Source organism: Stenotrophomonas sp. FW305-3-2-15-E-LB1, from assembly GCF_058787375.1.
On record NZ_JBYSZR010000010.1, the window covers coordinates 76,460 to 99,081 of the forward strand.

Genomic DNA, 22,622 nt, shown 5'->3' on the forward strand with positions numbered 1-22,622 from the left:
CGGGACAGGACAGGACAAGGACAGGCCGCGAGCGGCCAGCCCTTATTCCTTCATCGCGTAGATGGCCGGCACGCAGCGCAGGGTTTCGTTGACGTCCATGCCGAAGCCGAAGACATAACGGTCCGGCAGTTCGATGCCCGCGTAGTCAGCGGTGACGTCCGGCAGGCCACGGTCGTGCTTCTTCACCGTCATCGCGGCGATGCGCACGTCGGTGGCGCCCTGTTCCAGGCACCAGGTGCGCACGCCCTGCAGGGTGTAGCCCTCGTCGAGGATGTCATCGACCAGCAGCACGCGGCGGCCGAACAGTGCGGTGGCCGGCTTGTGCTTCCAGACCAGGTCGCCGCCGGTGGTTTCACCGCGGTAACGGGTGGCATGCAGGTAATCGAACTGCACGTCCTGGCCGCGCGCGCCCAGTTCCAGCGCAAGCTGGCCGGCGAACGGCAGCGCACCGTGCATGATGGACAGGAACAGCGGGACCTCGCCCTCGTAGTCGCGTGCGATCGCGTCGGCGATGCTGGCGATGGCCTTGTCGATGGTGGGACGGTCGACCAGCAGGTCGGCCTGGGCCAGGGCCTGGGAAATGGTGAGGTTCGGCATCAGACGGTTCTTCCAAGGGTGTGGAGCAAACGGGATTGGGTGTCGCCATGGCGGGCATCGGCCAGCAGGCCATCCCAGCCAAGCGCGCCGCGGCCCAGCAGGCCCAGCAGCGCGGCGGTATTGAGTGAACGCCCCTGCACGGCCTGCAGGGCTTCGTCGACCAGCTCGGGGTGGCAGACCAGCACCACGTCGCAGCCGGCATCCAGGTGCGCGTGCACGCGCGCCGGCACGCCACCGGCGCTGTGCGAAGCGGCCATGCCGATGTCGTCGGAGAACACCACGCCACGGAAGCCGAGCTCGCCGCGCAGGATGTCCTGGATCCAGCGCGGCGAATAGCCGGCCGGTTCCGCTGCCACCTGCGGGTAGATCACGTGCGCCATCATCACCGCGTCGGCCCCGGCGGCAATGCCGGCACTGAACGGGACCAGGTCCTGCGCGCGCAGCTCATCCAGCCCGCGCGGGTCGATGGCGGTATCGACGTGGGTGTCTTCCAGCACGGTGCCGTGGCCGGGGAAATGCTTGAGGGTGGCGCCCATGCCGGCCGCGTGCATGCCACGCACGTAGGCCGCGGTGAACGCGGCCACCACCTGCGGGTCTTCGCTGAAGGCGCGGTTGCCGATGGCACGGTTGCCACGGCCGAGGTCGACCACCGGGGCGAAACTGAGGTCCAGGCCGCTGGCGCGCACTTCGCTGGCCATCAGCCAGCCGTGCTGTTCGGCCAGGGCCAGCGCCTGCTGCGGGTCGCTGGCGTACTGCGCGCCGATGTCCTGCAGCGGCGGCAGGTCGCTGTAACCCTCGCGGAAGCGCTGTACGCGGCCGCCTTCCTGGTCCACGCAGATCAGCTGCGGGCGCGGGGCGGCCGCGCGGATGGCCGCGCTGAGATCGGTCACCTGCTGGCGCGAGGCGAAGTTGCGCTTGAACAGCACGACCCCGGCCACGGCATCGTGCTGCAGCCACTCGCGTTCCTGGGCGGTCAGTTCAGTGCCGGCAACGCCGATCAGCAGCATGGTCGATCTCCACTACGGGCGCCCGCATGGCGCAGTGCCGCATTGTCGCAGAACCAGCCGGCAGGCGCAGTGTTCAGACGGGAACGCAGCATGAGTCAGAGCCCCTGCGGGGATCTGACCCCTGGGGGCTTAGACCTTGCAGCCGTCCGGGCCGCAGGCTTCGTCACCGGCCGCGGCGGCGGGCGCACTCTGCTCGGCAGCGATCTGGCGCAGCGCGTTGGCGAACGCTTCGGGCGGCTGTGCACCGGAAATGGCCCAGCGGCCGTCGATGACGAAGGTCGGCACCGAGGAAATGCCCAGTGCGTGCGCCTGGGCCAGCTTGGCCTCGACCTCGGCCAGGCCACGGTCGGAGGCCAGCATCTGGGCGATTTCGGCGCCGTCGAGGCCGCCTGCCACGCCGGCCTTCACCAGCACAGCGGTGTCGGCCAGGTTCTGGCCATGTTCGAAGTGCGCGCGGAACAGGGCCTCGCCCACCGCGTCCTGCACGCCCTGTTCGCCGGCCAGCCACAGCACCCGATGCGCCGGCAGCGTGGTCACCCGCACCTGGCCCTGGCTGAAGTCCATTGGCAGGCCTTCGGCGCGTGCGGTGGTCTGGGTCTGGCCCAGGATCTGCTCGGTGCGCTCGGCACCGCCGAACTTGGCGGCGTAGGCCTGGCGCAGCGGCACCGGGGTGTCCCCGGCATCCGGATCCAGCTGGAACGGCTGCCACTGGATGTCGATTTCAGGCGCATCGGCGCCTAGCAACTGCACACCCTGCTCGAATCGATGCTTGCCGATCCAGCACCAGGGGCAGACCACGTCGGAGTAGATATCGATCTTCATGCAGGTGACATGGGGACCGCTGCGGACGAAAAAAGGGGCTTCACCACTGTGAATAGGGGTGACTGGCCAAGGCGACGTTGTAGTAGCGGGTGTCGTCGGTCACTTCGGTACCGGCCCAGTCCGGCAGGTCGATGGCCTGGTCGGCGCTGTCCAGCTCGACTTCGGCCACCACCAGCCCGGCGTTGTCGCCGAGGAACTCGTCCACTTCCCAGGTCAGGCCAGCGTGCTCGACCAGGTGGCGGCGCTTGTCGACCAGCCCGCCCACGCACAGCGCCAGCAGCGCCCGCGCATCCTCCACCGGAATCGGATAATCGAACTCCTGGCGGGTGTGGCCGATCGTGCGCGACTTCAGGTTCAGCGCGGCGTGGTCGCCTTCGATGCGCACCCGCACCGAGGCGTTCTGGGTGCCGCGGTCAAGCGAGCCCATGTCGTTGATGTAGCCCTGCGCCATCGGGATCACCCGGTGCGCGGCGGCACGCCAACCGTCGTGGGTGACGAGGAATTTGCGTTCGATTTCAATGCCCATGCGGCCATTATGCGCGATGCCTGTGACCAGGCCGGTACCGGCCGCGGTGCGGCCACCTACAATGGCACTCCCTCCTGCATGGATGCCGGTCGATGCGCCGTCTGTTGCTGCTGCTGTTGTGCTGCCCACCCGCGCTGGCCCTGGCCGCCCCCGCGCCCGACCTGCAGCAGGTGCAGGCCGCATTGGCTTCGGAGATGGAAGCCGGACTGCAGGGCAGGAGCACGGGCAGCCAGATCGCCGCCGCGATGTTCGCACCGCGCTTGAACGCGCTGCCCTGGTGCGTCCCGGCCGGGGACGGCGCCGTCGACTGCAGCGTGGGCTACGAGCGTGGCATGGACCAGCGCCATCGGATGATGCGGCTGGCGCCGCAGGGCGATGGCTGGCGGCTGCAGTCAACGCGCCTGCAGGCACCGCAGCCGCCGCTGGCAGAACTGGCCCCGCAACTGCAGGCCCGCATTGAGGAAGCGATCGCGACCGGTGCCGATGCCTCGGAACGCGAAGCGCTGCGCGCCGATTTCGATGGCATGCGCCTGGCCGGCGTGGACGGCTGCGACCTGGCCCAGGCCAGCGGCCAGCTGCAGTGCGACCTGCTGCTGGCCTTCGACAGTGGCCATGATGGGCAGATGACGCTGGGCCTGCAGCGGATCGGCGACCAGTGGCGCCTGGACCCGCTGCCGGCCGGGTGACTCAGCGCTTCTCGAACACCGCGATGCTTTCCACATGCGCGGTGTGCGGGAACATGTCCATGGCGCCGGCGCTGACCAGGGTGAACCCCTGTTCGTTGACCAGATAGCCGGCATCGCGGGCCAGCGAGCCCGGGTGGCAGCTGACATAGACGATGCGCTTGAACTGCTTCAGCGGCAGCTGCTGCAGCACTTCGATGGCGCCCGAACGCGGCGGGTCCAGCAGCAGCTTGTCGAAGCCCTGGCGCATCCACGCGGTGCTGCGCTGGTCCTGGGTCAGGTCGGCGCTGAAGAACTGAGCGTTGGCCAGGCCATTGCGCTCCGCATTTTCACGGGCGCGCGCGACCAGGCCGGCATCGCCTTCCACGCCCACCACTTCGCGCACGCGGCGGGCCAGCGGCAGGGTGAAGTTGCCCAGGCCGCAGAACAGGTCCAGTACGCGCTCGTCCTCGCCCGGCTCCAGCAGGTCCAGGGCGTGGGCGATCATCTTCTCGTTGAGCTTGGCGTTGACCTGGATGAAGTCCAGCGGGCGGAACGCCAGCTCGACGTCCCACGGCGCCAGCCGGAACGACAGCGGCACGCCCTGCCCGTCCAGCGGCTGCACGGTGTCCACGCCGCCGGACTGCAGGTAGATCACGAAACCATGCTGCTGGCCGAAGGCGGCCCAGGCCGCACGGTCGGCCTCGCTGAGCGGCTGCAGGTGGCGTACGGTCAGGACCACGGCCTGGTCGCCAGCGATGAACTCGATCTGCGGGATGTCGCGTTTGCCATCCAGCGACTCGATGAAGGTCGACAGCGCCTCGACCTTGGTGCCGATCTCCGGGATCACGGTCAGGCACTGGCTGAGATCGGCCACGAAGCGCGGATCCTGCTCGCGGAAGCCGACGAGGGTCTTGTCCTTCTTCTCCACGCGGCGCACCGAGAACCGGCCCTTGCGGCGGTAGCCCCAGCTTTCGCCGACCAGCGGCGGCAGCACGGCGCCCGGCTTCACGTGGCCGATGCGCTCGAGGTTGTCCATCAGCACGCGCTGCTTGGCGACGATCTGCTGGTCTTCGTCCAGATGCTGCAGCACGCAGCCGGCGCAGGTGCCGAAATGCGGGCACTTGGGGGTCACCCGCTGCGGCGAGGGCTGCAGCACCTCGACGGTGCGCGCCTCGTCGAAATGACGGCTGCGGGCGGTCTGTTCAGCCATCACCACTTCGCCCGGCAGGGCGCCACTGACGAAGGTGACCTTGCCGCCCTCGCCTTCACGGCGGGCGACGCCACGACCATCATGGCTGAGGTCGAGGATCTCGGTCTGGAACGGAGTACGGTCGATGCGGGAGCGGGATCGGGCCACGTGGCAACAGGCTGCGGGCAAAAATGGGTGCGTATTGTCGCAGATCCGGGACGCGGGGGCCCGATGGCCGCTTGCGCCCGCCGCTCCCGTGATTGATGATGGACGCAGCTGACATGGAGGCAGCCCTGATGCAGATGACCCCGCGGGCCAGTCGGCCACGCTTCCTGCTTGTCGAGGATGACATCATCAGCCGCGGTTTTTTCAAGGCGGCGTTGGAAACGTTACCAGCGGATGTGGACACCGCTGACTCACTTGCAAGTGCATTGGCGCGCGCCGAACCCGGTGCGCATGACCTGTGGCTGATCGACGTCAACCTGCCCGACGGCAATGGCGCGCAGCTGCTGCATGAACTGCGCCGCTCGCATCCGGACACGCCTGCCTTGGCCCATACCGCCGATGGCGATGTGAGCATCCACGCGCGCCTGCGCGAGGCCGGCTTCAGCGACACCCTGGTCAAGCCGCTGGGCCGCGACCAGCTGCTGAAGGCGGTGCGTCGCGCACTGGTCAACAGCCCCGCGGGCGCGACCCCGCCGCCGGCAGCGATCGAGCTGGTGGTCGAGGACTGGGACGAGACGGCCGCCCTGGCTGCGCTGAATGGCCAGCGCAATCACCTGATCGCCCTGCGCGAGCTGTTCCTGGCGGAACTGCCGGGGGTGCGCGATGCGGTGGAGCAGGCGGTGGACCAGCACGACGCGTCGAGCCTGCGCAACCAGTTGCATCGGCTGCAGGCCAGCTGTGGGTTTGTGGGTGCGGCGCGGTTGGCGCGTGCGGTGCGGCAGCTGCATCACGCGCCGGAGTCGGGGCCGGCTCAGGCCGGGTTCCGGGCAGCGGTGGCAGCCCTCCTGCACTGAGGGTGTTCGGCAGGGCTGCGCCCTGCACCTGCGGTAGTGCCGGCCGCTGGCCGGCAACCTAACGTCAAGAGCCTGCATTCCGTGGGATGGCGGGGCGGTGTGGGTGGTCAGGACACGCCGTAAACCCGTCCCTGGGGGCTCGATGGCGCCATCCATGGCGCCAACGGTCCTGCCCACCCACACCGCCCCACCTCTGACAGTTGGCCGGTGGCTGTTGGTGGGTGCCGACCGTTGGTCGGCACATCTGTCAGATATCGAATGAATTCATCCACGCATGGCGTGGCTCTACTGGGCATGCGCGGCTGTTGGTAGGTGTCGACCTTGGTCGACACATCTGTCAGATATCGATATTTAGAATTGGGTCGGAGCCCGGCTGGTAGATCCACGCCATGCGTGGATGAAATCTGTCAGACATCGAATGAACTCATCCACGCATGGCGTGGCTCTACTGTGTCGACTCCGACCCAGTGCCGACCAACGGTCGGCACCCACCATCAGCAGCAAGTTCCGACAGATCGCGGAAAACTGTCGAAGGCGGGGTGGGTCCGGTTGAGGGGCGTGAGCCGCATGGATGCGGCGACCGAGCCTACAGGGACGTATTTACGGCGTCCCCCTCAACCGGACCCACCCCGCCAACCCACGGAATGCAGGCTTTTGACGTTGCCGTTGCATTGAGCAGGTGCAGGGCTGCAAGCCCTGCCGGGACAAAAAAAACAGGGCCGGACCCCGCCAGGGCCGACCCCCGCCTGGCGCCCTCTGCCAAGCAGCCTCGACTGTACGATGACAACGCACGACAAAGTGCGGTTGGATACATCCCGACATACGCCGACACTGCCCCGGCGAGCCTTGCATGGAACGGGTTCACGGCGCCACCGCAGGGCCTGTTCCACGCCAGTAAACGCTTGGCACATATCGCTTTCGCAGCCCCTTGCCTACACTCGGCGGCCGTGCATCAACCAGGACCTTTCATGTTGGCTCGTATCACTTCGACCCTGGCCCTTGGCCTCAGCCTGGCCGTCCTGGCCGGGTGCGCAGGCAAACAGGAGGCCGCCGCGCGTCGGCAGGGCGAAGCGGTGCCGGTCACCGCCCAGGTCGTGCAGCCCTCGCAGTGGAACGACACGCTGCAGGCGCTGGGGACGGCCAAGGCGCGTGAATCCATCAGCGTTACCGCCAAGGTCAGCGAGATCGTCGACCGCGTGCACTTCGAAAGCGGCCAGCAGGTCGCCGCCGGTGCGCCCATCGTGACCCTGCGCGGGCAGGCCCAGGAGGCGGCGCTGGTGCAGGCGCAGGCGACCTTCCATGAAGCCGACCAGCTCTACAAGCGGCAGCGCGAACTGGCGACCCAGCGCCTGGTCTCCAGCGCCACCCTCGATACCCAGAAGTCGATCCGCGACGCCGCCGAAGCACGCGTGGCGCAGATGCAGGCGGACATCGGCGACCGCCGCGTGCGTGCGCCGTTCGCCGGCGTACTCGGCATCCGCCAGGTCAGCCCGGGCACGCTGCTGACCCCGACCACCGTCATCGCCACCCTGGATGACATCGAACGCATGCACGTCGATTTCCAGGTGCCGGAAGTGGAAATGGCCGCGCTGTCCAACGGCGACAAGGTCAGTGCGACCAGCGTCGCCTGGCCGGGCCGTACCTTCGAAGGCGAAGTGACCACCATCGATGCGCGCGTCGATCCGGCCACCCGCGCGGTGACCGTGCGCGCCGACTTCGCCAACGCCGATCATGCGCTGCGTCCGGGCATGCTGCTGGACGTGCGCCTGTTCCGCCCCGAGCGCCCGGCGCTGGTGGTGCCGGAAATCGCCGTGGTGCAGGTCGGCCGCGATACCTTCATGTACCGCATCAAGGCCGACGACACCGTCGAGCGCATTGACGTGATCACGGGTGCGCGTCGTGCCGGCGTGGTCGAGATCCGCCAGGGCCTGCAGGGCGGCGAGCGCATCGTCGTCGATGGCACCGGCAAGCTGCGCGCCGGCCTGAAGGTGGCGGCGACCGATGCCGCGCCGGCCAGCGGCACCGCACCGGCCAAGACGCCGGCCGCAGCACCGGCCGAGGGCAACGGCGGATGAAGCTGTCGGATATTTCCATCCAGCGGCCGGTGTTTGCCGTGGTGATGAGCCTGCTGCTGGTGGTGCTGGGCATCATGTCTTTCACCCGCCTGACCCTGCGCGAGCTGCCGGCCATCGATCCGCCCATCGTCTCGGTGTCGGTGGATTACACCGGTGCTTCGGCGGCGGTCATCGAAAGCCGCGTGACCCAGGTGCTGGAAGATGCGCTGGCCGGCATCGAAGGCATCGATACGATCAACGCGCGCAGCAGCAATGGCCGCTCGCAGGTCAGCATCGAATTCACCTCCAACCGCGATATCGAAGCGGCCGCCAACGATGTGCGCGATGCGGTCAGCCGCGTGGCCGACCGCATGCCTGAAGAGGCGCGCCCGCCGGAAATCGCCAAGGTCGAGAGTGATGCCGACCCGATCATCTGGTTCAACATGTCCTCCACCACGATGGACACGCTTGAACTGAGCGACTACGCCGACCGCTACGTGGTCGACCGCTTCTCCAGCCTGGATGGCGTGGCCCAGGTCCGCATCGGTGGCCGCCAGCGCTATGCCATGCGCATCTGGCTGGACCGCGACCAGCTGGCCGCCCGCGGCCTGACCACCGGCGATGTGGAAACCGCGCTGCGCAACGAGAACGTGGAGCTGCCGGCCGGCCGCATCGAGTCGACCGACCGCGACTTCACCCTGCGCGTCGAGCGCAACTACGTGAAGCCCGAGGATTTCGCCACCATCCCGCTGGGCAAGGGCAGCGATGGTTACGTGGTGCGCATGGGCGATGTTGCCAAGATCGAACTGGCCTCGGCCGAACGCCGCGCGTACTTCCGCAGCAACGGTGAACCCGGCGTCGGCCTGGGCATCGTCAAGACCTCCACGGCCAACTCGCTGGACGTGGCCCGCGCCGCGCGCGCGGAAGCTGAGAAAGTTGCCGCGACGCTGCCCGAAGGCACGCAGATCGTGGTCACCTTCGACAACACCACCTTCATCGAGGCGGCCGTCGATCGCGTCTACGCGACCCTGATCGAAGCGATGCTGCTGGTGCTGGCGGTCATCTGGCTGTTCCTGGGCAGCTTCCGCGCCGCGCTGATTCCCGCGGTGACCGTGCCGGTGTGCCTGGTCGCGGCCTTCATCGCGCTGTACGCCTTCGGCTTCTCGATCAACCTGCTGACCCTGCTGGCGCTGGTGCTGTGCATCGGCCTGGTGGTGGACGATGCGATCGTGGTGGTGGAGAACGTGCAGCGCCGCATCGACCTCGGCGAACCGCCGCTGGTCGCCTCCAAGCGGGGCACCACCCAGGTGGCCTTCGCGGTCATCGCCACCACCGCGGTGCTGGTGGCGGTGTTCCTGCCGGTCGGCTTCCTGGAAGGCAATACCGGCCGCCTGTTCCGCGAGCTGGCGGTGGCGCTGGCCGCCGCAGTGGCTCTGTCGGCGTTCGTCGCGCTGACGCTGACGCCGATGATGGCCTCCAAGCTGCTCAAGCCGCACAGCGGGCACGCGCCGCGCGGCCTGTATGGCGTCATCAACCGCAACCTGGAGCGCCTGGCGTCGGGTTACGGCCGCGTGCTTGACCACCACGTCGATCGCCTGTGGATCTACCTGGTGGTGATGGCGCTGGCACTGGCTGCCAGCTGGGGCCTGCTGAAGATCCTGCCGTCCGAGCTGGCCCCGGCCGAAGACCGTGGCTCCTTCCAGATCATGATCGACGGCCCGGAAGGCGCCGGCTATGACTACACCGTGCAGCAGGTGCAGCAGGTCGAAGCACTGCTGGCGCCGCACGTGGGCGCCGACAAGACCATCGCCCGCGCCAACCCGCGCGTGCCCGGCGGCTTCGGTGCCAGCGAGGAAATGCACACCGGCCGCGTCAGCGTGTTCCTGCAGCCGTGGCGCCAGCGCACCGAAAACACCGTGGACGTGGCCAACGAGCTGCAGAAGGAGCTGGACACCCTGCGTGGCGTGCGCGTGCGTACCCAGGTCGGTGGTGGCCTGGTGCGCAGTGGCGGCCAGCCGTTCCAGATCGTGCTGGGTGGCCCGGAATATGCCGAGATCGCGCAGTGGCGCGACCGCATCCTGCTGCGCATGGCCGACAACCCGGGCCTGGTCGGCCCCGATTCGGACTACAAGGAAACCCGTCCGCAGATGCGGGTGAACATCGACCGCCAGCGTGCGGCCGACCTCGGCGTGCCGGTCACCGCGATCGGTTCGGCACTGGAAACCATGATGGGCTCGCGCCGCGTCACCACCTTCGTCGACAACGGCGAGGAGTACGACGTGCTGGTGCAGGCCGGTCGTGATGGCCGCGCCAGCCCGGCCGACCTCGCCGCCATCCGCGTGCGTGCCAACTCCGGCGAACTGGTACCGCTGTCCAACCTGGTCACCCTCAGCGAAGTGGCCGAGGCCGGCACCCTGAACCGCTTCAACCGCCTGCGCTCGATCACCATCAGCGCCGGCCTGGCCCCCGGCTACCCGCTGGGCGAGGCCATCGCCTGGGCACAGCAGGTCACCCGCGAGGAGCTGCCGCAGTACGCGCAGGTCAACTGGAAGGGCGAGTCGCGCGAATACCAGAGCGCCGGTGGCGCGGTGCTGCTGACCTTCGCCATGGCCCTGCTGGTGGTGTACCTGGTGCTGGCCGCGCAGTTCGAGAGCTTCATCCACCCGCTCACCATCATGCTGACCGTGCCGCTGGGCGTGCTCGGCGCGCTGGTCGGGCTATGGGTCAGTGGCGGTACGGTGAACCTGTTCAGCCAGATCGGCATCGTGATGCTGGTGGGCCTGGCGGCGAAGAACGGCATCCTGATCGTCGAGTTCGCCAACCAGCTGCGCGATGACGGGCGTACCGTGCGCGCGGCCATCATCGAATCGGCCGTTGTCCGCCTGCGCCCGATCCTGATGACCTCGATCGCCACCGTGGTCGGCGCCATCCCGCTGGTGGTGGCTGGCGGCCCGGGTTCGGCCAGCCGTGGCACCATCGGCATCGTGATCATTTTCGGCGTCACCCTGTCCACGTTCCTGTCGCTGTTCGTGGTGCCGGCGTTCTACGCGCGCCTGGCCCCGTATACGCGTTCGCCCGAAGCGGTGAAGCGCGAACTGGAGAAGCAGGAAGCCGAGTCGCCTTCGGTGGGCGGTCATGCCTGACCCTCGGCTGCAGGGCGAAGGCTTCTGCCTGCGCCCCTGGCGCAGCGACGACCTGGCGTCGCTGCTGCGCCATGCCGACGATCCGGAGGTCTCGCGCGGCCTGCGCGACCGCTTCCCGAGCCCCTACACGCGTGCGGACGGCGAGGCCTTCCTGGCCGGCCGCGTGCTTGGCCCCGGCACCCTCAACCTGGCCATCGAGATCGACGGCCTGGCCTGCGGCAGCGTCGGCGCACAACCCGGCACGGCCGAGCGCGGACATACCGCTGAACTGGGGTACTGGCTGGGCCGGGCATTGTGGGGGCAGGGCGTGATGACCCGGGTGGTGGGCCTGTTCGCGCCGTGGGTGATGGACGAGCTGCGCCTGTTCAGGCTGCAGGCCGAGGTGTTGGATTTCAACGAGGGCTCGGCCCGCGTGCTGCTGGCAAATGGCTTTGCCGAAGAGGGCACGGCCCGCTGCGCCGTCTACAAGCGCGGCGTCCTGCACGACCTGCGGCGCTTCGCCCGGGTACGCAGGGACCTGTAGAGCCGAGCCCATGCTCGGCTGCCGTCGGGGCCCAAGCCGAGCATGGGCTCGGCTCTAAAAAACAGCGCTATCGCAGCGACCTTCGATCAGGGAGAATCGGTCCGGTCCCTTCCAGCCGACGGGACGTCCTTACAACCCGCCGACTGGAGAGAGCGCGCGTGGAAGCAACCGTACATTTCATCAACAGCATCATCTGGAGCAAGGCCCTCATCGTGGTGTGCCTGGGCGCCGGCCTGTATTTCAGCCTGCGCACCCGCTTCATGCAGATCCGCGGTTTCTTCGAGATGTGCCGCCTGACCGTGCAGGGCGAGAAGTCCGAGGCCGGCGTGTCCTCCTTCCAGGCCCTGGCCATGTCGATGGCCGGCCGCATGGGCATCGGCAACATCGCCGGCGTGGCCACCGCCATCGCCTTCGGCGGCCCGGGCGCCATCTTCTGGATGTGGGTGATGGGCTTCCTCGGCGCGTCCACCTCGTACGTGGAATGCACCCTGGCACAGATCTACAAGACCAAGGATGCCGAGGGCCGCTACCGCGGTGGCCCGGCGTACTACATCGAAAAGGCCATGGGCCTGAAGTGGTATGCGCTGGCCTTCGCCATCGCCACGATCATCGCCGCCGGTTTCCTGATGCCAGGCGTGCAGGCCAACGCCATCGCTGACAGCGTCATCAACGCCTGCCGTGGCACCGCCGTGTGCGGTCCGCTGGATGGCCAGATGCTGGGCATGAGCTCGGTCGAAGCGCTGAAGCTGGGCATCGGCATCGCCGTGGCGCTGCTGCTGGGCGTGGTCATCTTCGGTGGCGTCAAGCGCATCGCCAACTTCGCCGAAGTGGTGGTCCCGTTCATGGCGGCCGCCTTCATCCTGATGGCCATCGTCATCATGGTCATCAACTACGACCGCGTGCCGGAAATGTTCGGCATCATCTTCGACAGCGCCTTCGGCACCCACGCGGCGTTCGGCGCGATGATGGGCCTGGCGGTGGAGTGGGGCATCAAGCGCGGCATCTACGCCAATGAAGCCGGCCAGGGCTCGGGCCCGCACGCCGCCGCGGCCTCCGAGGTTTCGCACCCGGCCAAGCAGGGCTACGTGCAGGCCTTCGCCATCTACTTCGACACCATGATGGTGTGCACCGCCACCGCGTTCCTGATCCTGGCCAGCGGCACCTACAACGTGTACTCGCCTGCGGGCGCCGACGCGCCGCCGATCTTCCAGGGCCTGGCAGGTATTCCGGAAGGCGCCGGCTACGCGCAGGCCGGCGTGGAAGCGGTGCTGCCGGGCTGGGGCGCGGCGTTCGTCTCGATCGCCATCTTCTTCTTCGCCTTCACCACCATCATGGCCTATTACTACATGGCCGAAACCAACCTGACTTACGTCAACCACAACAAGAAGCGCCCGCTGACCGTGCTGGTGCTGCGCCTGGGCATCATCGCCATGGTCGTGTTCGGCGCATTCCATAATGCGACCCTGGCCTGGGCGCTGGGTGACATCGGCGTGGGCCTGATGGCCTGGCTGAACATCATCGCCATCCTCATCGTGCAGAAGCCGGCCATGCTGGCCCTGCGTGACTACGAACGACAGAAGAAGCTGGGCCTGGATCCGACGTTCGACCCGGATGCCCTGGGCATCAAGAACGCCGACTTCTGGCGCCAGCGCAAGCAGGAGAATGTGTAAGTGAACAACCCCTGGAACAACCGCCGCCCGTCCGCCCGTCCGCCGCGCGCAACGCCGTTGCCGCGTCCGGAGGTGCCGGCCACGGGTGGTGGCGGTGGCGGCCGTGGCGGCAACGATGAGCTGCGCCTGTTCGGCCTGAACGCCGTGCTGGCCGCCTTCGAAGCGCGCCCACAGGCGCTGCGCAAGCTGTACCTGCTGGAGGCGCGCATTCCGCGCCTGCAGCCGCTGCTGAAGTGGTGCGTGGCCAACCGCGTGGGGTACCGCGTGGTGGAAGACGGCGACCTGAACAAGCTGGCCGGCACCACCCACCATGAGGGCGTGGTGGCTGACGTGGTGCGCGCGCCGGTACTGCCGCTGGCGCAGTGGCTGCAGCAGGTAGGCGATGGCCCCGCGCTGGCGCTGTGGCTGGATGGCGTGGGCAACCCGCACAACCTGGGCGCGATCCTGCGCTCGGCCGCGCACTTCGGCGCCAAGGCGCTGCTGCTGCCGGCCGGCAGCACGCTGGCGCTGTCCGGTGCCGCCGCGCGCGTGGCCGAAGGTGGCGCCGAGGCCCTGCCGCTGGTGCAGCTGCCCGGTGACGCAGATGCCATGGCGGCGCTGCGTGCGGCGGGCTTCGGCCTGGCTGCGACCCTGGTCGAGGGTGGCCAGGACGTGTTCCGTGCCGAGTTGCCCGCGCGCCTGGTGTACGTGATGGGTGCCGAGGGCGAGGGCATGGATCGCGCGCTGGCCAGCCAGTGCGACCAGCAGGTCTCCATCCCCGGCAGCGGCGCGGTGGAAAGCCTCAACGTCGCCTCGGCGACGGCGGTGCTGCTGGCGCAGTGGTCCAGCCGTCACGGCTGAGTGGCCGGATAGGGGGCAGAGCCCTCGCCGCAGGCGAGGACTCTGGCCCCCGTCGATTGCCAGGCATGCTTTACAGCGCTGAAAGCGCGCTGGAAATTTGAAACTTTCCTCATAGGTCGGCCATCGCCGGCGACGCAGGGTGGAGCTCCATCCCTCGTTGTCCCCGGAGTGGCTGTCATGTCCCATCTGCAACGCATCCTGTCCGTGTCCCTGCTGCTGGCCAGTGCGCTGGCCAGTGCCAGTGCCTGCGCCAACGAACGCAGCCTGGAAAACGTCAACTTCATGGGGCCGTTGATCACCCCCAATCCCGCGGGCCTGCCGCAGGGCCGCTGGTTCCTCGAACCCTACCTGGTCCGCGTCGACAGCAACGCCCACTACGATGCCGACGGCGAGCGCCAGCACAGCGCGCAGGACAGCGGCGCGTGGGCGGTGGTCATGCCGGTGATGTACGGCTTCAGCGACCGCCTGATGGGCCAGGTCAACCTCAGTGCGTCGCGGGCGGAGTCCGGCACCGGGCACAGTGGCGGCTTCCGTGCCGGCGATACCACCGCCCGCCTGCAGTACCTGCTGCAGGCGCCCAGCGCCGATGGCACCCGGCCTGCGGTTTCGCTGGCGGTGTCGCAGCGCTTCAGCACCGGCAGCCACGACCGCATCACCGGCAACCCCCTGGATGCGCAGGGCGATGGCGTGCAGCGCACCACCGTCGCGCTCGGTGTGCAGCAGGTGGTGTGGATGCCGAACGGGCGACCGCTGCGCTGGCGTGGGCAGCTGATGGCCGGGCCTGCGCCGGCGCGTACGGCGCTGTCGGGCGCCAGCATCTATGGCACCGAAGCCGGCTTCCAGGGCCATATCGCGCGAGGCTCGGTGCTGGGCCTGTCGGTGGCCGGCGAGTACAGCTTCAACGACCGCTGGGTCGGGGTGATGGAACTTGCTGCCAGCCGCGAGACCGGCCAGCGCCTGATCGGCTTCATGCCCACCGCCGACGGGGGCGGGCGACGCATCGACGAACAGCGCCCGGCCAGCCGCTCGCTGTCGGTGGCGCCAGCGGTGGAGTACCACTTCAGCCCGTCGCTGGGGCTGATTGCCGGCGTCGAGATCACCCTGGCCGGGCGCAATACCGGCCGCGTCATCAGCCCCCAGGTCGCCCTGGGCGTGTTCTTCTGAGGGGGCGGCCATGAGCATCGAATCGATCGTCAATGTCCTGCTGGGCATCATCTGGAGCCCCTGGCTGGTCGTGCTCTGCCTGCTGGCCGGCCTGTACTTCAGCGTGCGCACGCGCTTCATCCAGCTGCGCGCGCTGCCTGACATGCTGCGCCTGATGTTCCGCCACGAGCGCTCCGAAGCGGGCGTTTCGCCCTTCCAGGCGCTGTCGTTGTCACTGTCCAGCCGGGTCGGTGTCGGCAACATCGCCGGTGTCGCCATGGCCATCGCCTTCGGCGGCCCGGGGGCCATCTTCTGGATGTGGATCGTGGCCTTCCTCGGCGCCTCCAGTGCCTTCATCGAATCGACGCTGGCGCAGATCTACAAGGAGCGCGATGCCAGCGGCCAGTACCGGGGCGGCCCGGCCTACTACATCGAAAAGGGCCTGGGCCAGCGCTGGTATGCGGTGCTGTTCGCGCTGGTCACCGTGCTGGCGGGGGCGATGCTGGCCGGCACCCAGTCCAATGCCATCACCAGCGCGGTGAACGAGGCCTGGGGTATCCCGGTGGCGGGCACCACGGCGGTGTTGCTGGCTGTCCTTGCGGCGGTGCTGTACGGCGGCGTGCGCCGCATCGCCCGCGTTGCCGAGTGGGTGGTGCCGATCATGGCGGTGGCTTACCTGCTGGTCGCCGCCGTGGTCATGGTCATCAACGTCGACAGGGTTCCCGAGGTTTTCGCGCTGGTGCTGCGCAGTGCATTCGGCGTGGACGCCGCGCTCGGCGCGATGATCGGCACCGCCATCCAGTGGGGCGTGCGTCGTGGCGTGCTGTCCAACGAGGCGGGCATGGGCAGCGGTGCGCATCCGGCCGCAGCGGCGGAAGTCTCGCATCCGGTCAAGCAGGGCCTGGTGCAGTCGTTCTCGGTCTACATCGACACCATGGTGGTGTGCAGCGCAACCGCGTTCCTGATCCTGTCGACCGGGCTGTACAACGTCTACGATCCGGCCGTGAACGGTGTGCCCGACGAGGCGCGCCTGCTGCTCGCCAACCTGCCGGGTGTCGAGGCCGGGCCGCGCTTCGTGCAGCATGCGGTGGAATCGGCGCTGCCGGGTTTCGGCAAGTCGTTCGTCGCGCTGGCGATCCTGCCATTCGCGTTCACCACGATCCTGGCCCTGTACTACATGGCCGAAACCAATGTCAGCTACCTGTGCCGCGACCGCCCCGGGCGCGCGACGGTCACCGGTTTCCAGCTGCTGTTCCTGGGCGCAACCGGCTACTCGGCGGTCAATACCGCAACGGTGGCCTGGGCGCTGGGTGATATCGGCGTGGGCATGATGAGCTGGTTGAACATCATTGCCATCCTGCTGCTGCAAAGGCCTGCCCTGGCAGCACTGCGCGATTACGAACAGCAGAAGCGGCAGCAGCGTGATCCGTTGTTCAGGCCGCAGGCGATCGGCGTGCGCAATACGCGGGTCTGGCAGGGGTAAACGAAAGCGGGGTCAGATCCCTCGCGCATGCGAGGGCTCTGACCCCATCATTTCACCGCGTCACTCGTTCGGCGGCGTGGTGGCCTTGGCTTCGCTGCCGAAACTCCCATCGGCGTCGGCCGCCAGGTAGGCGAACACGGTGTAGGCGGCCACGTTCTGCGCCAGTGCCTTCGGGTCGATCTTGTCCAGGGTGTCGTCGGCGGTGTGGTGCAGGTGGAAGTAATCCGAACCATCCTGTGCCAGCCACGCCCACGCGCCGCCCTTGGCGGCCAATGGGCCGACATCCGGGCCCGGGCCACCCTTGTCGGCCATGTATTCGATGCCCAGCGGCTTCATCACCTCGGCAATCTGCCGGGTGGCGTCACGCGAGCCTTCCGGGTTTGGCGAGCCGGTGTTGAACGCGTAGATGCGGCCGGCACCGAAATCGCTCTCGGCGGCCAGCTGGTGCAGCGTCACGTCCTTGGCATGTGCCTCGGCGTACGCCTTGCCGCCATACAGGCCCTGTTCTTCGTTGGCGAAGGCGATCACGCGGATGGTGCGCTTGGGGGCCTGCTTGAGCTGGCCGATCAGGTGGCCGGCGGCCATGGTGATGCCCACGCCTGCGCCGTCATCCACGGCGCCGGTGCCCAGGTCCCAGGAATCGAGATGACCACCGATCACCACCACTTCCTTCGGCAGCGTACGCCCGGTGATTTCGCCGATCACGTTGTAGGAGGTCGCAGTGCCGTCCCAGCCGCAGTCCAGCGCCACCCTCACGGTGGTGGTGCCACGCGCCACCAGGCGGGCCAACTGGTCGGCATCGGGCACCGAGAGGGCCGCCGACGGCACCGGGGTCAGGCCATCATCGAAGCGGGTGATGCCGGTATGCGGCACGCGGTGCGAATCGGTACCGGCCGAGCGCATGAGGAAACCGACCGCGCCCTTGCGGATCGCCTCGGACGGGCCCTTGCTGCGGATCGCGCCGCCACGGCCGTAGTCACGGCCGTCGCGGAACGGCAACATCTGGTAATCAACGAAGGCGATCTTGCCCTTCAGCGAACCTTCCGGTGCCGCCTGCAGCGCGGCGAGGTCGGCAAAACGCACCACCTCGGCCTCGACGCTGCCGCCGGGGCTGCCACCCAGGGCGGTGATCTGCAGCGGCTGCGGGTTCCTGCCGGTCACTGCGGCATGTTCACTGCGGCGCTCCCACTTGGGGAAAGTCACGGGCTCTTTCCACACCTTGTCGAAGCCGAGTGCCTTGAACTTGGCTTCGGCCCAGGCCACGGCGCGGGCGTCGGCTTCGCTGCCGGCGATGCGCGGGCCGATCTCTGTGGTCAGCGATTCCACCACCTTCCAGCCGGTGTCGTCAGCCAGTGCCTGGTCACGCAGCTGCGCAGCGGTGGCCAGCGAGGCCGGGGGCAGGGTGGTGGTGCGCGGCGCCGCGAAGGCCGGCGCGGCCAGCAGGGCGAGGGAGGATGCGATGGCAAGGACGCGGCGACGCATGGACAGCTCCGGGAAGGGAATCAGCCTTGGAGCTTAACAGTCGTTCAGCGCCGCGCATGGGCGGGAGGTCACGGTGGCGGCGAACGCTGTTTTCCGGCCATGACCGGCAAAGCGGTAGCGCCGGGCCATGCCCGGCGAACGTCGACCAACCGCTTCGCTCGCCGGGCATGGCCCGGCGCTACCTTGACGACTGCCCGGCGCAGTCGAGCACGGCTCGACTCTACAGGTACGCGGGGCGCGCGATGGCGCCCGGCACCTTACTTCTTCAGGCTGTCGCGGATCTCGCGCAGCAGCACCACTTCTTCCTTCGGTGCGGCCGGGGCGGCATCCTTCTTGCGCGAGAGGCGGTTGATGACCTTGATCACCATGAAGATGGCGAAGGCCACGATGATGAACTGCACCAGCGTGTTGAGGAAATCACCGTAGCCGATCACCACGGCCGGAATTTCCGTACCATCGGCGCCGACCCGCGCAGGTGCTAGCGTCCACGCCAGATCGGAGAAATCGACCTTGCCAATCAGCATGCCCAGCGGCGGCATGATGATCTTTTCCACCAGGGCGGTGACGATCTTGCCGAAGGCCGCGCCAATGACCACGCCGACGGCGAGGTCGATGACGTTGCCGCGCATCGCGAATTCCTTGAACTCGGTGAGCATTCCCATTCTTGTTCTTCTCCTGAGGGCGAGGGATCGTGCGCAGGTTAACGCAGCGGATGTCAGCCTGCGATGACGCCGTGGCGTTCGGCCACGTTTTCCAGTCGTGCACTGAAACGGTCGCCCGGCTTCAATGCGGCCACACCCGACGGCGTGCCCATGAACACCAGGTCGCCGGCGCGCAGCTGCCACAGCTTGGACAGCTCATGCAGGATCTCAGGAACATTCCAGATCATCTGGTCGAGCAGCGATTGCTGGCGCACTTCGCCGTTCACTTCCAGCGACAGGTTCAATGCGGCCAGGTCGCCCACTTCACCGGCGTGCACGATCTCGCTGATCGGCGCGGAGGCATCGAAGCCCTTGGCCGAATCCCACGGGTGGCCCTTTTCCTTGGCGGCGGCCTGCAGGTCGCGGCGGGTCAGGTCCAGGCCGACGGCGTAGCCGTAGATCAGCGCCTCGGCATCGGCCACGGCCAGCTCGCCGGCGGGCGCATCCACGCCGATCGCCACCACCAGCTCCACTTCGTGGTGCAGGTTGCTGGTGGCGGGGGGATAGGGGATCACATCGTCGTGGCCGACCACGATGGCATCGGCCGGCTTGCAGAAGAACATCGGGCGGCCGCGATCGTCGGCCGCCGGCACCGCAGCACCCATCTCACGCGCATGGTCGGCGAAATTGCGGCCGACGCAGTAGATGCGGTGGACCGGGAAGGTGCCACCGCCCACCACCGGTACGCGCGGCACGGCGGGGGCAGGGATCACATCGGAAACAACGGCAGTGGACATGCGGGGGTTCCAGTAGGAAGGCCCCTGCAGTCTAGAACGGTGCGGCGCCCACGTCAGCGGGCGAGCGCATCAGCGCGACATCGGCAAAGCTGACTTGCGCACCACGCGGTATTCGCCTTCCACCACGTTGGCATCCGCCGCACGGAGAGTGACGCTGGGCTTGCGCGACGCCAGCAGCTTCCACGCCAGGCCGATCAGGATCATCGCCGCACCGACGAACACGCCGATGAACACCATCGCTGCCAGGATCGCCAGGCCGAGCAGGCCCACGGCAACGCGCACCAGCGGGTGGCGCGGCTTGCGCGGCGCGAACAGGGTGCGGAACTGGTTGAAGGCGGAAGCGCGAGTAAACATGGCGGCTCGATAGGGCTGGGATCAGCGAAACCAGAGTATCGGGATGCGCCACTGTCATTGAGTGAAAAACTCGTTAAATATAGCCTTTGCTTATTACGGATCAATGACTTGTGTTCATGTCGCAGCCAGTCATATGAGCGGCCGTGCGACAATCCGGTTTTCCGCAAGAGCCTTCCGCCATGACTGCCGCCGCTGCCCTGATCGCCCTTGATGCCCTTGCCGACGGGGCCTTTGCCGAGGTCGAAGCGGTGGTCGAGGGCGATGCCGAATCGCTGGTGCTGTACCGCGATGGCGCGCAGGTGCGCGCATTCCTGAACATCTGCCCGCACGCCGGCCGCCGTCTCGACTGGGCTCCCGGCCAGTTCCTGAAGAGCCGTGAAGGCCACCTGGTGTGTGCTGCGCACGGCGCCTCGTTCGCGCTGGACAGCGGCGACTGCATTGCCGGCCCGTGCAAGGGCGACCGCCTGCGCGCGGTGCCGGTGGATATCCGCGATGGGCAGGTCTACCTGGCCTGAGGCCAGGTTCTGGGCTCCGACCCCATCGGGGCGTCAGGGTAGAAGCAGAAGCATCCACGCATGGCGTGGATCTACTGGCGACCAGGGGCGACACCTACCAGAGCACAGCCCCATTCCGACAGATCGCGGCCAGTAGATCCACGCCATGCGTGGATTGAAGCCGTCAGATATCGAATTTCAGATTGGGGTCAGAGCCCATTGCGCAGCAACGGGATCCGACCCCGTGCCGACCAACGGTCGGCACCCACCACACCCGTGGTGGTCCGCACCTTCCGCAGGTGCAGGGCTCAGAACATCAGGTTGATCATCACCACCACCACCAGCGTGTAGATCAGCGACAGCGGTCCGCCGACCCGCCACATCTCGCGCGGGGTGTAGTTGGCCGGGCCGGTGATCATCGAAATCACCGGGTTGGAGGCCGTCATCAGGTTGTTGGACGCTGACAACGCCACGATCAGCGCGAACGCGGTCGGATTGCCGCCCGCCGCCAGCGCCAGGTTCACCGCGATGGGCACCATCACGATCGTCGCGCCCACGTGGCTGATCACCAGCGAGAACACCGTGGTCAGCAGTGCCAGCGCAAGCTCCAGCACCCAGATCGGGATGCCGGTCGGCAGCTTGTCGATCGTGTGGCCGGCCACCCAGGCCGCCGCGCCGCTGGAATCCATTGCCCAGCCGAGCGGAATCAGCCCGGCCATCATGAATACCGTCTTCCAGTTGATCGAGGCATAGGCCTCGTCCATGCGCAGCACGCCGGTCAGCAGCATGCCGGCCACGCCGGTCATCAGCGTCAACGCCACCGGCAGCTTGCTGGTCAGCGCGATCAGGATGGTCAGCGCGAAGATCGCCATCGCGATCTTGAACTTGTGCGGGCGCTGCTCGCCGGTCGGGTAGTCGGTCACCACCACGAAGTCGCGGCTCTTCGCGGCCTGCGCCAGGTCGGTCCAGATGCTGTGGAAGACCAGCATGTCACCGGCGCGCAGCTGCACGTCGCGCACGTCCTCGCGGATCACCTGCTTGTCGCGGTTGATCGCCAGCAGGCTGATGCCGCGCTCCTTGCGCAGGCGCAGATCGGCCGCGCTCTTGCCGATCACGTTGGAGGTCGGCGGCACCACCGCCTCGGAAATACCGGCGCGGCTGGGGTTGAACAGGTCGCCCAGGTGCTTCAGCCGCGAGGACATGCGCAGGAACTGGTTCTGCGCGAAATCGTGCACGTCCTGGCGCGGGCCCATCGCGCCCAGCACGCTGCCCACCCAGATGCGCATCTCCGCCGGCGGTGCCAGGCGGGTGTCGTTGCCGGTCTTCAGCGCCAGCAGCAGCGGCGCATCATGCAGGGTCTCGGCCTCGCCCAGGGTCATACCCACCAGCGGGCTTTCGGCGGTGACCACCAGCTCGAACACATCGCCTTCGATGCCGTAGGTCTTGGCGAAGTAACTCTCGGTGCGTGCCGGGGTCACCCCGTCATTGACCAGGCTTTCCTCTTCGATCAGCTTGCGGTCGCCGTAGTAGCGGAAATACAGCAGCGAGGCGATCAGCAGGGCCACGCCGATCGGCAGCGGCGCGAACATGCGCAGCGGCTCGATGGTCGCCAGGCCCGAGGGCAGGTTGTTGTTGGCCGAGGCCAGCAGATCGTTCAGCAGGATCAGCGGCGAGTTGCCGACCATGGTCAGCGCGCCGCCCATCACGATCGCTGCCGAGATCGGCAGCAGCAGCCGCTGCAGGGTCAGCCCGGTGCGCGCGACCAGCCGCGAGGCGACCGGCAGGTACAGCGCCATCACCGAGGGGTTCTGCATGAAGGACGAGTTCAGGCCGGCGATGGCCGTGGTCATCATCAGCAGCCGCTGCTCCACGCCGTGGCCGCGCCGCAGCAGCCACGCGGCCAGCCGGTTCAGCGCCCCGGTGCGGTCCAGGCCCGCACCGAGGATGGTGGTGGCGATGATGCTCATCACCGCGTTACCCGAGAAGCCACCGAAGATTTCTTCAGGGGCGATCAGGCCGGTGACGCCGAGCACCACCAGCACCACCAGCGCGACGACGTCGGCGCGGATGCGCTCGAACAGGAACATCGCCATCGTGAAGCCGACCAGCCCGAGCACGAGCTTCATGTCGTTGGTCAGCGTCAGCGCGGTATCCATGTGGGGCGCAGCGTCCT

At 67.9% G+C, this 22,622-nt stretch carries 20 protein-coding genes; 10 read left to right on the forward strand and 10 right to left on the reverse strand.

Annotation, left to right across the window (positions count from 1 at the left end; genetic code table 11):
• Positions 1 to 42: 42 nt before the first annotated feature.
• The 4 genes from AC3WL7_RS09705 to AC3WL7_RS09720 form a co-directional block, all read right to left on the reverse strand.
• Complete coding sequence (locus tag AC3WL7_RS09705) at positions 43 to 597, reverse strand: hypoxanthine-guanine phosphoribosyltransferase (RefSeq protein ID WP_079222740.1); 555 nt, start codon at positions 595 to 597, stop codon at positions 43 to 45.
• Positions 597 to 1,604: a beta-N-acetylhexosaminidase gene (nagZ, locus tag AC3WL7_RS09710; RefSeq protein ID WP_079222741.1), complete on the reverse strand. Its 1,008-nt coding sequence runs from the start codon at positions 1,602 to 1,604 to the stop codon at positions 597 to 599. The genes AC3WL7_RS09705 and nagZ overlap by 1 nt, the downstream gene beginning before the upstream one ends.
• A 129-nt stretch (positions 1,605 to 1,733) precedes the next feature.
• Complete coding sequence (locus AC3WL7_RS09715) at positions 1,734 to 2,426, reverse strand: DsbA family oxidoreductase (protein WP_492750134.1); 693 nt, start codon at positions 2,424 to 2,426, stop codon at positions 1,734 to 1,736.
• A 40-nt stretch (positions 2,427 to 2,466) separates the two neighbouring features.
• Positions 2,467 to 2,952, reverse strand: a complete 486-nt coding sequence (locus AC3WL7_RS09720; RefSeq protein WP_492750135.1) for a CYTH domain-containing protein — start codon at positions 2,950 to 2,952, stop codon at positions 2,467 to 2,469.
• Positions 2,953 to 3,044: 92 nt separating this feature from the next.
• Between AC3WL7_RS09720 and AC3WL7_RS09725 the strand changes: the two genes are divergently transcribed.
• Positions 3,045 to 3,638, forward strand: a complete 594-nt coding sequence (locus tag AC3WL7_RS09725; protein ID WP_492750136.1) for a hypothetical protein — start codon at positions 3,045 to 3,047, stop codon at positions 3,636 to 3,638.
• A 1-nt stretch (position 3,639) separates the two neighbouring features.
• On the opposite strand, the gene rlmD is transcribed toward AC3WL7_RS09725, so the two are convergent.
• Positions 3,640 to 4,974: a 23S rRNA (uracil(1939)-C(5))-methyltransferase RlmD gene (gene rlmD / locus AC3WL7_RS09730; RefSeq protein WP_492750137.1), complete on the reverse strand. Its 1,335-nt coding sequence runs from the start codon at positions 4,972 to 4,974 to the stop codon at positions 3,640 to 3,642.
• Positions 4,975 to 5,102: 128 nt separating this feature from the next.
• On the opposite strand from rlmD, the gene AC3WL7_RS09735 reads away from it, so the two are divergent.
• The 8 genes from AC3WL7_RS09735 to AC3WL7_RS09770 all read left to right on the forward strand — a co-directional run bounded on the left by AC3WL7_RS09735 (position 5,103) and on the right by AC3WL7_RS09770 (position 16,681).
• On the forward strand, positions 5,103 to 5,825 hold the full coding sequence (locus AC3WL7_RS09735; RefSeq protein WP_079225332.1) for a response regulator: 723 nt from the start codon (positions 5,103 to 5,105) through the stop codon (positions 5,823 to 5,825).
• Between the two features lie 968 nt (positions 5,826 to 6,793).
• The gene (locus AC3WL7_RS09740; RefSeq protein ID WP_200734255.1) at positions 6,794 to 7,900 is read left to right on the forward strand and encodes an efflux RND transporter periplasmic adaptor subunit; all 1,107 of its coding nucleotides are present in this window, start codon (positions 6,794 to 6,796) and stop codon (positions 7,898 to 7,900) included.
• Positions 7,897 to 11,022, forward strand: a complete 3,126-nt coding sequence (locus AC3WL7_RS09745; protein WP_492750138.1) for an efflux RND transporter permease subunit — start codon at positions 7,897 to 7,899, stop codon at positions 11,020 to 11,022. The genes AC3WL7_RS09740 and AC3WL7_RS09745 overlap by 4 nt, the downstream gene beginning before the upstream one ends.
• The gene (locus AC3WL7_RS09750; protein WP_492750139.1) at positions 11,015 to 11,545 is read left to right on the forward strand and encodes a GNAT family N-acetyltransferase; all 531 of its coding nucleotides are present in this window, start codon (positions 11,015 to 11,017) and stop codon (positions 11,543 to 11,545) included. Before AC3WL7_RS09745 ends, AC3WL7_RS09750 begins: the two co-directional genes overlap by 8 nt.
• 158 nt (positions 11,546 to 11,703) lie before the next feature.
• Entirely contained in the window at positions 11,704 to 13,215 is a 1,512-nt protein-coding gene (locus AC3WL7_RS09755; protein WP_492750140.1) for an alanine/glycine:cation symporter family protein, read from the forward strand.
• Entirely contained in the window at positions 13,216 to 14,055 is an 840-nt protein-coding gene (locus AC3WL7_RS09760) for a TrmH family RNA methyltransferase (RefSeq protein WP_079222975.1), read from the forward strand.
• Between the two features lie 177 nt (positions 14,056 to 14,232).
• Positions 14,233 to 15,219: a hypothetical protein gene (locus tag AC3WL7_RS09765; protein WP_492750141.1), complete on the forward strand. Its 987-nt coding sequence runs from the start codon at positions 14,233 to 14,235 to the stop codon at positions 15,217 to 15,219.
• Positions 15,220 to 15,229: 10 nt separating this feature from the next.
• Complete coding sequence (locus AC3WL7_RS09770; protein WP_492750142.1) at positions 15,230 to 16,681, forward strand: alanine/glycine:cation symporter family protein; 1,452 nt, start codon at positions 15,230 to 15,232, stop codon at positions 16,679 to 16,681.
• A gap of 60 nt (positions 16,682 to 16,741) precedes the next feature.
• On the opposite strand, the gene AC3WL7_RS09775 is transcribed toward AC3WL7_RS09770, so the two are convergent.
• From AC3WL7_RS09775 to AC3WL7_RS09790, 4 genes are all read right to left on the reverse strand, one after another.
• On the reverse strand, positions 16,742 to 18,163 hold the full coding sequence (locus AC3WL7_RS09775; RefSeq protein ID WP_492750143.1) for a M28 family peptidase: 1,422 nt from the start codon (positions 18,161 to 18,163) through the stop codon (positions 16,742 to 16,744).
• 257 nt (positions 18,164 to 18,420) lie between these two features.
• The gene (mscL, locus tag AC3WL7_RS09780; RefSeq protein ID WP_427783899.1) at positions 18,421 to 18,825 is read right to left on the reverse strand and encodes a large-conductance mechanosensitive channel protein MscL; all 405 of its coding nucleotides are present in this window, start codon (positions 18,823 to 18,825) and stop codon (positions 18,421 to 18,423) included.
• A gap of 53 nt (positions 18,826 to 18,878) precedes the next feature.
• Complete coding sequence (locus AC3WL7_RS09785; RefSeq protein WP_492750144.1) at positions 18,879 to 19,601, reverse strand: fumarylacetoacetate hydrolase family protein; 723 nt, start codon at positions 19,599 to 19,601, stop codon at positions 18,879 to 18,881.
• A 69-nt stretch (positions 19,602 to 19,670) separates the two neighbouring features.
• The gene (locus AC3WL7_RS09790; RefSeq protein WP_492750145.1) at positions 19,671 to 19,955 is read right to left on the reverse strand and encodes a hypothetical protein; all 285 of its coding nucleotides are present in this window, start codon (positions 19,953 to 19,955) and stop codon (positions 19,671 to 19,673) included.
• Positions 19,956 to 20,134: 179 nt separating this feature from the next.
• Here AC3WL7_RS09790 and AC3WL7_RS09795 point away from each other — a divergent pair, with 179 nt between their 5' ends.
• Entirely contained in the window at positions 20,135 to 20,470 is a 336-nt protein-coding gene (locus AC3WL7_RS09795) for a Rieske (2Fe-2S) protein (protein ID WP_079222968.1), read from the forward strand.
• A gap of 287 nt (positions 20,471 to 20,757) precedes the next feature.
• Here the strand turns inward: AC3WL7_RS09795 and AC3WL7_RS09800 are convergent, their stop codons facing one another.
• Complete coding sequence (locus AC3WL7_RS09800; RefSeq protein WP_079222967.1) at positions 20,758 to 22,605, reverse strand: SLC13 family permease; 1,848 nt, start codon at positions 22,603 to 22,605, stop codon at positions 20,758 to 20,760.
• Between the last annotated feature and the right edge of the window lie 17 nt (positions 22,606 to 22,622).